This window comes from Salinicola sp. MIT1003 (assembly GCF_001858555.1).
Taxonomy (GTDB): Bacteria; Pseudomonadota; Gammaproteobacteria; order Pseudomonadales; family Halomonadaceae; genus Salinicola; species Salinicola salarius.
Genome location: NZ_MCAP01000011.1, coordinates 196,522 through 209,332, shown reverse-complemented (window position 1 = coordinate 209,332; position 12,811 = coordinate 196,522). Strand labels below are relative to the sequence as shown.

General features: G+C 61.8%; 10 protein-coding genes. 9 read left to right on the top strand and 1 reads right to left on the bottom strand.

Going from position 1 to position 12,811, the window contains the following annotated elements; all coding sequences use genetic code 11:
* The first annotated feature begins 64 nt into the window (after positions 1 to 64).
* The 4 genes from dapB to greA all read left to right on the top strand — a co-directional run bounded on the left by dapB (position 65) and on the right by greA (position 6,136).
* Positions 65 to 874, top strand: a complete 810-nt coding sequence (gene dapB / locus BC443_RS06115) for a 4-hydroxy-tetrahydrodipicolinate reductase (RefSeq protein ID WP_071230948.1) — start codon at positions 65 to 67, stop codon at positions 872 to 874.
* Between the two features lie 324 nt (positions 875 to 1,198).
* On the top strand, positions 1,199 to 2,353 hold the full coding sequence (gene carA, locus BC443_RS06110; protein ID WP_071230947.1) for a glutamine-hydrolyzing carbamoyl-phosphate synthase small subunit: 1,155 nt from the start codon (positions 1,199 to 1,201) through the stop codon (positions 2,351 to 2,353).
* A gap of 80 nt (positions 2,354 to 2,433) precedes the next feature.
* On the top strand, positions 2,434 to 5,667 hold the full coding sequence (gene carB / locus BC443_RS06105) for a carbamoyl-phosphate synthase large subunit (RefSeq protein ID WP_071230946.1): 3,234 nt from the start codon (positions 2,434 to 2,436) through the stop codon (positions 5,665 to 5,667).
* Complete coding sequence (greA, locus tag BC443_RS06100; RefSeq protein ID WP_071230945.1) at positions 5,660 to 6,136, top strand: transcription elongation factor GreA; 477 nt, start codon at positions 5,660 to 5,662, stop codon at positions 6,134 to 6,136. The genes carB and greA overlap by 8 nt, the downstream gene beginning before the upstream one ends.
* 133 nt (positions 6,137 to 6,269) lie before the next feature.
* Here the strand turns inward: greA and yhbY are convergent, their stop codons facing one another.
* A complete protein-coding gene (yhbY, locus tag BC443_RS06095; protein WP_071231165.1) occupies positions 6,270 to 6,596 on the bottom strand; it encodes a ribosome assembly RNA-binding protein YhbY in 327 nt (108 codons plus the stop codon).
* 253 nt (positions 6,597 to 6,849) lie between these two features.
* Between yhbY and rlmE the strand changes: the two genes are divergently transcribed.
* From rlmE to tpiA, 5 genes are all read left to right on the top strand, one after another.
* Positions 6,850 to 7,527: a 23S rRNA (uridine(2552)-2'-O)-methyltransferase RlmE gene (gene rlmE / locus BC443_RS06090; protein WP_083387242.1), complete on the top strand. Its 678-nt coding sequence runs from the start codon at positions 6,850 to 6,852 to the stop codon at positions 7,525 to 7,527.
* A gap of 90 nt (positions 7,528 to 7,617) precedes the next feature.
* Entirely contained in the window at positions 7,618 to 9,585 is a 1,968-nt protein-coding gene (gene ftsH / locus BC443_RS06085) for an ATP-dependent zinc metalloprotease FtsH (RefSeq protein ID WP_071230943.1), read from the top strand.
* Positions 9,586 to 9,715: 130 nt separating this feature from the next.
* Positions 9,716 to 10,600, top strand: a complete 885-nt coding sequence (gene folP, locus BC443_RS06080) for a dihydropteroate synthase (protein WP_247643232.1) — start codon at positions 9,716 to 9,718, stop codon at positions 10,598 to 10,600.
* Positions 10,597 to 11,982 (top strand): phosphoglucosamine mutase, encoded by a 1,386-nt coding sequence (gene glmM, locus BC443_RS06075; RefSeq protein ID WP_071230941.1) that lies wholly within the window; start codon positions 10,597 to 10,599, stop codon positions 11,980 to 11,982. The genes folP and glmM overlap by 4 nt, the downstream gene beginning before the upstream one ends.
* A gap of 79 nt (positions 11,983 to 12,061) precedes the next feature.
* Positions 12,062 to 12,811 carry a triose-phosphate isomerase gene (gene tpiA / locus BC443_RS06070; protein ID WP_071230940.1) on the top strand — a complete coding sequence of 250 codons (750 nt, stop codon included), beginning with the start codon at positions 12,062 to 12,064 and terminating at the stop codon, positions 12,809 to 12,811.

Below are 12,811 nucleotides of genomic sequence, written 5' to 3'. Positions count from 1 at the left end.
TTGATTAACGATGCCATTTGCGTAGCGCTGTTACGCAATTCGTAGCCAACGACGAGGGAAAAGCATGACGCGGATAGCCATCATGGGAGCGGCCGGTCGCATGGGCCGGATTTTGCTCGAGGCAACGCACAAGGACGAAACCGCCGAGCTGGGAGCGGCGATCGTACGCCCCGATAGTTCGCTCCTCGGGTGCGATGCCGGTGAAATGGCCGGGCTGGGCAAGCTCGACGTGACGCTGCATGGCTCGCTCGACGAGGTGCGCGACGATTTCGATGTGCTGATCGATTTCTCGACTCCCCAGTTGACCCTAGCCAACCTAGCCTGGTGCGCCGACAACGGCAAGGCGATCGTGATTGGCACGACGGGGCTCGACGAAGCGCAACTGAAGACGCTGGACAGCTATGCCGACCGTCTCCCGATGGTGTTCGCGGCCAACATGAGTACGGGCATCAACCTGACGGTGAACCTGCTCAAGACCGCTGCCAGGGCGCTTGGGGATGCCGGCTACGATATCGAAGTCATCGAGGCGCACCATCGTCACAAGGTGGATGCGCCTTCGGGCACGGCGCTGATGCTGGGCGAGGCGGTGGCCGAGCCGCTGGGCCGGGACCTGAAGACCCACGGCGTGTTCCAGCGCGTCGGACAGGTAGGGGCGCGAGATCCCAAGGAGATCGGCTTTGCCACGGTGCGCGGTGGCGATATCGTCGGCGAACATACGGTGCTGTTTGCCGCAGAAGGTGAGCGCATCGAAATTACCCACAAGGCCTCGAGCCGTCTGACCTTCGGCAAGGGTGCCGTGCGGGCGGCGGTCTGGTTGGCCGAGCGAAGCGCTGGTCGTTACGACATGCAGGACGTGCTGGGGTTGAAAGCGTAGCGTTGTCTAAATGCTGAACGCGGACATGCGGGCGCCGGGAAGCGCCGTTCAAGGCATCATTGGGTCGAATTGCGCTCGGTACTGGAGCCGGGCGTTGGTTTCCGGTATCATTTCATCAATTTGGCCGGGCCAGAGCCGTAGGCAATAGAGATTCGCCGCAGATGATGCAGCAGTCGGACAATAAGCGGGATGAAACCGGTTTTTCCGGATTTCGTCCCGCTTTTTTACGACCTTGCGGCGGCTCGCTCGGCCAATGCACGAAGCAGGGGCGTGATGCTAGACCTCGACGTAATGTGTTGATGACCAGTTAAGGAGGATGTTGCCTTGAACAGACCCGCGATACTGGCTCTCGAAGACGGCAGTGTGTTTTACGGTACTGCGATCGGAGCTGATGGGCAAACCAGCGGGGAGGTGGTCTTCAATACCGCCATGACCGGTTATCAGGAAATCCTCACCGATCCCTCCTACACCCGCCAGATCGTTACGTTGACCTACCCGCATATCGGCAATACTGGCGTCAATCTCGAGGACGTCGAATCGGATCGCATCTGTGCGGCCGGTTTGGTGATCCGGGACCTGCCGCTGATCGCCAGCAATTTCCGCAGCACGACGTCGCTTTCCGAGTATCTGACCGCGCAGAACGTCATCGGCATCGCCGACATCGATACCCGCCGCCTGACGCGCATTCTGCGCAACAAGGGGTCGCTGAATGGTGCGATTCTGGCCGGTGATGCCGCCCGGGGCGATGACGCCGTCGAGCGGGCGCTGGCGGCGGCCCACGACTTCCCGGGTCTCAAGGGGATGGACCTGGCCAAGGAAGTCTCGTGCGAGTCCACCTATGAATGGACCAAAGGCGAATGGACGCTGGGCCAGGGTTACGCCGATACCGCCAACGGTGAGCGGCCTTATCACGTGGTCGCCTATGACTACGGGATCAAGCACAACATCCTGCGCATGCTCGCCTCTCGCGGCTGCCGCCTGACGGTGGTGCCGGCCCAGACGCCGGCCAGCGAGGTGCTGGCGATGAACCCGGATGGCGTCTTCCTGGCCAACGGCCCGGGCGACCCTGAGCCCTGCGACTACGCGATCAGCGCGATCCGGGAAGTGCTCGAGACGGATATCCCGGTCTTCGGTATCTGCCTGGGCCATCAGCTGCTGGCGCTGGCTGCCGGCGCCAGGACGGTGAAGATGAACCACGGTCACCATGGCGCCAACCATCCGGTCCAGGATCTCGATAGCGGGCAAGTGATGATCACCAGTCAGAACCATGGTTTCGCGGTGGACGAGACCAGTCTGCCCGACAACGTGCGCGCCATTCATCGTTCGCTGTTCGACGGCACGCTGCAGGGCATCGAACTGACCGATCGTCCGGCGTTCAGCTTCCAGGGCCATCCGGAAGCAAGCCCGGGGCCTCAGGATGTCTCGCCGCTGTTCGATCGTTTCGTGACGATGATGCAGCGTCGTCAGCAAGCCGCTTGAGTCATCAGCAGCGGTTTGGAATTCAGTTTATCGGGTCGGCGCCAGCCGCCGACACCCTCATTTTCGACGAGTGTTAGCGCATGCCAAAACGTACGGATCTCGACAGCATTCTGATCATCGGCGCCGGCCCCATCGTTATCGGGCAGGCGTGCGAATTCGACTACTCCGGGGCCCAGGCCTGCAAGGCACTGCGTGAAGAGGGCTACCGCGTCATCCTGGTCAACTCCAATCCGGCGACCATCATGACCGATCCGGTGATGGCCGATGCCACCTACATCGAGCCGATCACCTGGCAGGCGGTGGAGCAGATCATCGAGAAGGAACGCCCGTCGGCGATTCTGCCGACCATGGGCGGGCAGACCGCGCTCAACTGCGCGCTGGAGCTCGACAAGCATGGCGTGCTCGAGAAGTACGGCGTGGAGATGATCGGCGCCAATGCCGATGCCATCAACAAGGCCGAAGATCGCGATCTGTTCGACAAGGCGATGAAGAACATCGGCCTCGAGTGTCCCAAGGCCAAAGTCGCCCATACCATGGACGAGGCGTGGGAAATCCAGGCTTCGCTCGGCTTCCCGGTGATCATTCGCCCCTCGTATACCATGGGCGGTTCCGGTGGTGGCGTGGCCTACAACAAGGAAGAGTTCGAGGAAATCTGCGGTCGCGGCTTCGAGCTTTCCAACAACCATGAGCTGCTGATCGACGAGTCGCTGCTGGGTTGGAAAGAGTACGAGATGGAGGTCGTTCGCGACAGGAACGACAACTGCATCATCGTCTGTGCGATCGAGAACTTCGACCCGATGGGCGTGCATACCGGAGACTCCATCACTGTCGCGCCAGCGCAGACGCTGACCGACAAGGAGTACCAGATCATGCGCAACGCATCCCTTGCGGTGCTGCGCGAGATCGGCGTCGAGACCGGTGGCTCCAATGTCCAGTTTGGCGTCGATCCGGACACCGGGCGCATGGTCGTGATCGAGATGAACCCGCGCGTGTCGCGCTCCTCGGCACTGGCTTCCAAGGCGACCGGCTTCCCGATCGCCAAGATCGCCGCCAAGCTGGCGGTGGGCTATACCCTGGACGAACTTCAGAACGACATCACCGGCGGCGCCACGCCGGCCTCCTTCGAGCCGTCGATCGACTACGTCGTCACCAAGATCCCGCGCTTCACCTTCGAGAAGTTCCCTCAGGCCAACGACCGCCTGACCACGCAGATGAAGTCGGTCGGCGAGGTGATGGCGATCGGGCGGACCTTCCAGGAGTCGATGCACAAGGCGCTGCGTGGCCTGGAAATCGGTGTCGACGGGCTCGATCCGAAGGTTACCGACTTCAACGCCGAGAACATGGCGCTGATCAAGGGCGAGCTGCAGGCTGCCGGTGCCGACCGGATCTTCTATATCGCCGACGCCATGCGCAGCGGCATGAGCGTCGACGAGGTCTTCGCGCTCACCAATATCGATCGCTGGTTCCTGGTCCAGCTCGAGGATCTGGTGCTGGCCGAGGCGGCCGTCGCCAAGCGCTCGCTGCACGACTTGAGCGCCGACGATCTCTACCGTCTCAAGCGCAAGGGCTTTTCCGACGCGCGTCTGGCATCGCTGCTGGGCGTCTCCGAGAGCGAGTTCCGCCAGCGGCGTCAGCAGCTCGACATTCGCCCGGTCTACAAGCGGGTCGACACCTGCGCGGCGGAGTTCGCCTCCGATACCGCCTACATGTACTCCACCTACGAGGAGGAGTGCGAGGCGGAAGTCAGCGATCGTCAGAAGATCATGGTGCTGGGCGGCGGTCCCAACCGGATCGGCCAGGGAATCGAGTTCGACTACTGCTGCGTGCATGCGGCGCTGGCCATGCGCGAAGACGGCTACGAGACCATCATGGTCAACTGCAACCCGGAGACCGTCTCCACCGACTACGACACTTCGGATCGCCTCTACTTCGAGCCGGTCACGCTGGAAGACGTGCTGGAAATCGCCGACAAGGAGAAGCCGGTCGGGGTGATCGTGCAGTTCGGCGGCCAGACCCCGCTGAAGCTGGCACGAGCGCTGGAGGCGGCCGGCGTGCCGATCATCGGCACCACGCCGGACGCCATCGACCGCGCCGAAGACCGCGAGCGTTTCCAGAAGATGATCGACAAGCTGGGTCTCAAGCAGCCGCCCAACGCCACTGCGCGCAGCTTCGAGGATGCCTTCGCCAAGGCCGAGAAGATCGGCTATCCGCTGGTCGTGCGCCCGAGCTACGTGCTTGGCGGCCGCGCCATGGAGATCGTCTACACCGCCGAAGAGCTCGAGCGCTACATGACTCACGCGGTCAAGGTCTCCAACGATTCGCCGGTGCTGCTGGATCACTTCCTCAATGCGGCGATCGAGATCGACATTGATGCGGTCAGCGACGGCGAGCAGGTGGTGATCGGCGGCATCATGCAGCATATCGAGCAGGCCGGCGTCCACTCCGGTGACTCCGCCTGTTCGCTGCCGCCATATTCGCTGCCTGCCGAGGTGCAGGACGAGATGCGCGAGCAGGTCAAGCGCATGGCGGTCGAGCTGGGCGTGGTCGGCCTGATGAACGTGCAGCTGGCCTGGCAGGATGGCGAGATCTACATCATCGAGGTCAACCCGCGCGCCTCGCGTACCGTACCGTTCGTCTCCAAGTGCATCGGTACCTCGCTGGCCCAGGTCGCGGCGCGCTGCATGGCTGGCAAGACGCTGGCCGAGCAGCAATTCACCCGCGAGATCATTCCGGGTTATTTCAGCGTCAAGGAAGCGGTGTTCCCGTTCAACAAGTTCCCGGGTGTCGATCCGATCCTGTCGCCGGAGATGAAGTCGACTGGCGAGGTGATGGGCAGCGGCACGACCTTCGCCGAAGCCTTCTACAAGGCCCAGTTGGGCGCAGGCGAAGCGATTCCGAAGCTGACCGGCGAGCGTCAGGCGTTCCTCTCCGTACGCGAGCCGGACAAGCAAGGTGTTATCGAGGTGGCGCAATCTCTGCTAGCCTTGGGCTTCAGTTTGGTTGCAACGCGTGGCACGGCCAGGGCTCTGGAAGAGGCTGGTCTGTCCGTTGCTGTCGTAAACAAGGTTTTTGAAGGCCGTCCGCATATCGTCGATCTGCTCAAGAACGACGAAATCGCCTATATCGTGAATACCACGGAAGGCCGCCAGGCGATCAACGATTCCTCGGTCATCCGGCGCACTGCGCTGGCCCGCAAGGTGCCCTATGCCACGACGCTGGCGGGAGCGCGGGCCGTGTGCATGGCGCTGGAATACGGTAACGAGATCACGGTGCGGCGGCTGCAGGAACAGCACGCAGGAGTAGTTCATGAATAAGGTCCCGATGACCGTCCATGGCGAGCAGGCCTTGCGCCAGGAATTGGAACAGCTGAAAGGCGTCGAACGCCCGCGGGTGATCAGTGACATCGCGGAAGCCCGGGAACACGGCGATCTCAAGGAGAACGCCGAGTATCACGCTGCTCGTGAGCAGCAGGGGTTCATCGAAGGGCGCATTCAGGAGATCGAAGGCAAGCTGTCGTCGGCACAGGTCATCGACGTGACCAAGATGCCGAAGACCGGCAAGGTGATCTTCGGCGTGACCGTCGAGCTGCTCAATCTCGAGACCGACGAAGAAGTGCGCTACCGGATCGTCGGCGAGGATGAAGCCGATATCAAGGCTGGCAAGATCTCGGTTACCTCGCCCATTGCGCGAGCGCTGATCGGCAAGCAGGAAGGCGATGTGGTCAACGTCCGCACGCCGGGTGGCGACGTGGAGTATGAAATTTCCAACGTCGAGCATCTTTGAGCTACGAGCTACGAGCTACGAGCTACGAGCTACGAGCTACGAGCCAAAAAAACCGCGACGATGTCGCGGTTTTTTCGTATGGAACGGTCAATGCTCATTTCGCGGCTCGCGGCTCGCGGCTCGCGGCTCGGCTTCAGTGCCGCCCGTGATGTTCTTCGGCGCGCTGGATGTTGGAAAGCTTGGGATTGACGTTGGGGTTGTGGCGATAGAGCAGTGCCACTTTGCCCAGTGTCTGGACCAGTTCCGCGCCGGAAAGCTCGACCAGTTCCTCGACCATGGCCTGGCGCTCCTCGCGCTCGGGGATCGCCAGCTTGACCTTGATCAGTTCATGATCGCGTAGCGCGCGCTCGAGTTCCTGCTGGGCGCCTTCGCTCAAACCGTTTTCACTGACGGTGACGATCGGCTGCAGGTGGTGGCCGATGCTGCGGAAGGCTTTCTTTTGTGCGGATGATAGGCTCATGATAGTCTGACCGTTGAACTTCGCGATAATTGTCAGCGGTGCTGCCATCGGTCTCACCACCGCACTGTCGAAACGCCTCATGGTACGGGTTTCGACCGCAACAGGAAAGATGTCGTCGGTTCAGAAGGCGTGTCCCGAAACCGGCAGGAATGTCCGGGACTTATGAAGGCAGCGCCTCTGGTTCTTTCGCTTCGGGCTTCGAGCCTCGCATCTCCGCTATACGTTCTTTGGCTATTCTTTCAGGTGATCATCAGTGGCGCGCTCTTCAAGCTCAGGCCCCAAATCCAGTCCCGACAAGACCGGTTCTTCTACCCGGCAGAGCAAAAGCAGCGCTGGCTGGTTGAAGGAGCATTTCGACGATCGCTACGTGCAGCAGTCATGGAAAGACGGTTATCGTTCGCGTGCAAGCTATAAGTTGCTGGAACTGGACGAGCGTGACAAGTTATTGCGCACAGGCATGACGGTGATCGATCTGGGTGCTGCTCCTGGCGGCTGGAGCCAGATTGCCGCGGAGAAGGTCGGCAGCGAAGGTCTGGTGATCGCCTCCGACATCCTGGAAATGGATGCGCTGGCGGGCGTCAGCTTCATCCACGGCGATTTCACCGAAGAAAGCGTGCTGGAATCGATTCTGGCAGAGCTTGGCGGACGCCCCGTCGATCTGGTGCTTTCCGACATGGCGCCGAACATGAGCGGCATGGCGGCGATCGACCAGCCACAGGCGATGTATCTGGTCGAGCTGGCGCTCGATCTCGCGAAACAGACATTGTCGCCCGGTGGCCATTTTCTGGCCAAGGTATTTCAGGGCGAAGGATTCGATGACTACCTGCGTGATCTGCGAGGCAGCTTCCGCAAGGTGGTAACGCGCAAGCCGGAGGCATCACGGGCCCGTTCTCGCGAAGTCTATCTGCTGGCGCAAGGATTTCAGGGCTAGGCTTGCAAGCGTGGTTGAACGCCCCCATCTGGTGTAGTGTCAGATCACGGCAAGCGCAGGCAGCAAGATTCGTACTACGAGGGTGGTGTCTTGAACGACATGGCGAAGAATTTAATTCTCTGGTTGGTCATCGCGGCTGTGCTGCTGACGGTGTTCAACAACTTTAGCGTCGATAGCTCGCCGCAGACGACGAGCTATTCACAGTTCGTGCAGCAGGTCCAGAACGACCAGGTGCGCAGCGTGACCATCGATGGCTACACCATCAATGGCGAGCGCAAGGACGGCACGCAGTTCCAGACGATCAGACCGGCGGCGCAGGATCCCAAGCTGATGGACGATCTGCTGGCGCATGACGTCACCGTGGTCGGCCAGAAGCCCGAAGAGCAGAGCCTGTGGACTCGCTTGCTGATCGCCAGCTTCCCGATCCTGCTGATTCTGGGCATCTTTATCTTCTTCATGCGCCAGATGCAGGGTGGCGGCAGTGGCCGAGGCGGCCCGATGAGCTTCGGCAAGTCGAAAGCCAAGCTGCTGAGCCAGGATCAGATCAAGTCTACCTTCGCCGACGTCGCGGGCTGTGACGAAGCCAAGGAAGAGGTCGTCGAGCTGGTCGACTTCCTCAAGGATCCGTCGAAATTCCAGCGCCTGGGCGGCCAGATTCCCCGCGGCGTGCTGATGGTGGGGCCGCCGGGTACCGGCAAGACATTGCTGGCCAAGGCGATCGCCGGCGAGGCCAAGGTGCCGTTCTTCAGTATCTCCGGCTCGGATTTCGTCGAGATGTTTGTTGGCGTGGGCGCTTCCCGCGTTCGTGACATGTTCGAACAGGCCAAGAAGCAGGCGCCGTGCATCATCTTCATCGACGAGATCGATGCCGTCGGTCGCCATCGTGGTTCCGGCATGGGCGGCGGTCACGACGAGCGCGAGCAGACGCTGAACCAGTTGCTGGTCGAAATGGACGGCTTCGAGGCCAACGACGGCATCATCGTCATTGCCGCTACCAACCGTCCGGACGTTCTGGATCCGGCGCTGCTGCGTCCCGGTCGTTTCGACCGTCAGGTCACCGTGCCGCTTCCCGACATTCGGGGGCGTGAGCATATTCTCAACGTTCATCTGCGCAAGGTGCCGATGGCCGATGGCGTGCAGGCGAGCATCATCGCCCGCGGTACGCCGGGCTTCTCCGGCGCCGACCTGGCCAATCTGGTCAACGAGGCAGCGCTGTTCGCGGCTCGCCGCAATCGCCGCACCGTCGGCATGGAGGAGCTGGAGCTGGCCAAGGACAAGATCATGATGGGCGCCGAACGTCGCTCCATGGTCATGTCGGAGAAGGATAAGCTGAACACCGCTTATCACGAGTCAGGGCATGCCATCATTGGCCTGATCATGCCGGAGCATGATCCGGTCTATAAGGTCACCATCATTCCCCGTGGCCGAGCGCTGGGCGTGACCATGTTCCTTCCCGAGGAAGATCGTTACAGCTACTCGCGCCAGCAGATCATCAGCCAGCTCTGCTCCCTGTTCGGCGGTCGTATCGCGGAAGAGATGACGCTGGGGCCGAATGGCGTGACCACCGGCGCTTCCAACGACATCAAGCGTGCTACCGAGCTGGCGCACAGCATGGTCGCCAAGTGGGGGCTGTCCGAAGAGATGGGGCCGTTGATGTACGACGAGGACGAGTCCCATCAGTTCCTCGGCGGGCCGGGCCAGGGTGGCGGCAAGCTGACCTCCGGCGAGACATCGACCCGTCTCGACAAGGAAGTGCGTCGCATCATCGACGAGTGCTACGCGATGGCGCGCAAGATCCTCGAGGACAACCGCGACAAGCTCGATCTGATGGCCGAGGCGCTGATGCAGTACGAGACCATCGATGCCGCGCAGCTCAAGGACATCATGGAAGGCCGCAAGCCGCGTCCGCCGAAGGATTGGGGCGACGACGGGCCGACTTCGGGTTCCGGCCGTCCTGTCGATGACCCGGAGCCGCAGCCGAGCGGTGAAGGTTCGCCGGATGACGAGTCGGGAAATCGACGGCCTTCGGATCCGCTGGGCGGGTCATCGGGGCTCTGATGTGGCCCATTGACGAAATGAAATGACAGACTTGCAGCGGGGCGTCAGAGATGGCGCCCCGCTGTATTTCGGACGGTTGCACAACACTCTCGGTCTGCCTAGAGTGAACGCTTTTTGAGCGACGACTCCCATGACAGATTCGGTATCCACTGGCGTCCAATTACGCTGTGGTCATCATCATCATCTCGACCTTTCACGCCCCCGCGTCATGGGCATTCTCAATGTGACGCCGGATTCTTTTTCGGATGGCGGTCGACACGACCGGCTGGATGCTGCTCGCCGTCATGCCGAGCGTCTGCTGCAGGAAGGTGCGGCCATCATCGACGTGGGCGGCGAGTCGACACGGCCGGGGGCCGAGCCGGTGACGCTGGAAACCGAACGGGAGCGCGTGTTGCCCGTGGTCGAGATGCTGGTGTCGGAGTTCGATGCGCTGGTCTCGGTCGACACCAGTGCGCCCGAACTGATGCGGGAAGTCGCCGAAGCCGGTGCCGGCATGATCAATGACGTGCGCTCGCTGACGCGCCCAGGCGCGCTCGAGGCGGCGGCGGACACTGGTCTGCCCGTGTGTCTGATGCACATGCTGGGAGAGCCGCAGACGATGCAGCAGGCGCCGCACTACGATCGCCCCGTCGAAGCGGCCGTCGGCGATTTCCTGCGCGAGCGTATCGCGGTTTGCGAGGCGGCGGGCATCGCGCGGGAGCGGCTGCTGCTGGACCCGGGTTTCGGCTTTGCCAAGACTCTGGAGCACAACCTGCGGTTGCTCAATCGCATGGATGCGCTGGAAGCGCTGGGACTGCCGTTGTTCGTGGGAATGTCGCGCAAGAGCATGATCGGACAGGTACTGGAGCGCCCCGTCGATCAGCGCTTGCCTGGCGGGCTGGCGTTGAGCGTGATGGCGGTCGAGCGGGGCGCTAGAATCATCAGAGTGCATGATGTTGCGCCCACGGTCGATGCCATCAATATGGCTTGGGCAGTACTTCAGGAACGACCAGCTTCAGGAGCGAGGCGATCATGAGTAGACGTTATTTCGGTACCGACGGGATTCGCGGCACCGTTGGAGAGTATCCCATCACCGCCGACTTCATGCTGAAGCTGGGCTGGGCCATGGGCCGAGTGCTGGCGCGCAAACTGAGCAGCCATCAGGCTCGGCAGAAGTCCGCCCAGTCGACGCGGCCCAAGGTGATTATCGGTAAGGACACGCGCATTTCCGGGTACATGTTCGAATCGGCGCTGGAAGCGGGGCTTTCGGCTGCCGGGGCCGATGTCTCGTTGCTGGGGCCGATGCCGACACCGGGCATTGCCTATCTGACACGCACGTTCCGAGCCGATGCCGGGATCGTGATTTCGGCATCGCATAATCCCTATCAGGATAACGGCATCAAGTTTTTCTCGGCGGAAGGGCTGAAGCTCGCCGACGAGGTCGAGACCGAGATCGAGAACGAGCTCGACAAGCCGCTGGAGACCATGGCGCCGAACCAGCTCGGCAAGGCGGTCCGTATCAATGACGCCGCCGGACGCTACATCGAGTTCTGCAAGTCCACGGTTCACAATCGCCTCGAGCTGCACGGTTTGCGAATCGTGCTGGACTGCGCCCATGGCGCGACCTATCACATCGCACCCAACGTCTTTCGCGAGCTCGGTGCCGATGTCAGCGTGATCGGCGGCGAGCCCGACGGTCTCAACATCAATCAGAACGTGGGCTCGACGCATACCGAACGCTTGAGCGAGGCGGTTCTGGCGCGCCAGGCCGACCTGGGTATCGCGTTCGACGGCGATGGCGATCGCGTCCTGATGATCGATCGGCACGGAAAGCTGGTAGACGGCGACGAGATCCTCTATATCATCGCTCGTGACCTGCACGCTCGCGGTAAATTGAATGGCGGCGTCGTGGGCACGCTCATGACCAATTTCGGCCTGGCGGCAGCCTTCGAGAAGCAGGGGATTCCCTTCGAGCGGGCCAAGGTGGGGGATCGTTATGTCGTCGAACGTCTGCTCGCCAACGACTGGCTGCTGGGAGGCGAGGCCTCCGGTCATATCGTCTGCCGCAACGTGCAGACCACTGGCGACGGTATCGTTTCCGCGCTGCAGGTGCTGGCAGTGATGGTGCGGGAAGAGGTGCCGCTGGAGCAGTTGCTGGAAGGCTTCGAAAAGGCACCGCAGTCGCTGGTCAACGTGCGCCTGCCGAGCAACTATGATGCCAGGACCTTGCTGGACAGCGAGGCGCTGCGCCAGACGGTGAGCTCGGTCGAGGATGAGCTTGGCGGCAGTGGTCGAGTGCTGTTGCGTCCTTCGGGCACCGAGCCGCTGATCCGAGTCATGGTAGAGGGGCGGCCGCGCTTCGACGTCCAGGCCATGGCGCAGCGAATTGCCGATAGTGTCGAAACTCTGATTGCCTGAGCCGACCAGATAGCCAAGAGCACTTGTTGTCTTGCTGTCAAGGCTCTTATACCATGTCGCACCACCGACAGGAGGTTGCATGCGCAAGCCGCTGATCGCGGGTAACTGGAAGATGAATGGCTCGGCGGAATTGATCGAGACGTTTGGCCGAGCATTTGCCGAGACGGATCTGGCGTCGTCGGTCGATGTCGTGATCCATCCTCCGTTTCCCTATCTCGATGCTGCACGCCGCGCCTTTGCGGATACGTTCGTCGGCCTGGGAGCGCAGACGCTCAATCCGTTGCATTCCGGTGCCCGGACCGGGGAAGTCAGCGGGCAGATGCTCAGCGAGTTCGGGGTCGAGTACGTATTGGTCGGCCATTCCGAGCGTCGCCAGCTCTATCATGAAAGTGATGAACAGGTTTACGAGCGCGTGATAGCGGCGCTCGGCGCAGGGCTCAAGCCGATTCTCTGCGTGGGTGAAACCCTTGAAGAACGTGATGCCGGCCGATCCGAGGATGTCGTGCTGCGCCAGGTGGGGTACGTCATGGCCCGGCTCGAGCCGGGGCAGCGCCAGCAGATGACGATCGCCTACGAGCCCGTCTGGGCCATCGGCACCGGGCGTACGGCGACGCCAGAGCAGGCTCAGCAGATGATGGCTGCGATTCGCGGCTATCAGGCCGGTTTCGATCGTGAACTGGCCGATGCATTGCGTCTGCTCTATGGCGGCAGCATGAATGCGGGTAACGCCCAGGAGTTGCTCGCGCAGCAGGATATCGACGGCGGCCTGATCGGCGGTGCGTCGCTCAAGGTCGACGATTTCATAGCGATTTGTCAGTCAGCAGGTTGA

Bases quoted from the DNA above. Each gene is read 5' to 3' on its own strand.
- dapB (WP_071230948.1), top strand. From the start codon at position 65: ATGACGCGGATAGCCATCATGGGAGCGGCCGGTCGCATGGGCCGGATT.
- carB (WP_071230946.1), top strand. From the start codon at position 2,434: ATGCCAAAACGTACGGATCTCGACAGCATTCTGATCATCGGCGCCGGC.
- greA (WP_071230945.1), top strand. From the start codon at position 5,660: ATGAATAAGGTCCCGATGACCGTCCATGGCGAGCAGGCCTTGCGCCAG.
- yhbY (WP_071231165.1), bottom strand. From the start codon at position 6,596: ATGAGCCTATCATCCGCACAAAAGAAAGCCTTCCGCAGCATCGGCCAC.
- folP (WP_247643232.1), top strand. From the start codon at position 9,716: ATGACAGATTCGGTATCCACTGGCGTCCAATTACGCTGTGGTCATCAT.
- glmM (WP_071230941.1), top strand. From the start codon at position 10,597: ATGAGTAGACGTTATTTCGGTACCGACGGGATTCGCGGCACCGTTGGA.
- tpiA (WP_071230940.1), top strand. From the start codon at position 12,062: ATGCGCAAGCCGCTGATCGCGGGTAACTGGAAGATGAATGGCTCGGCG.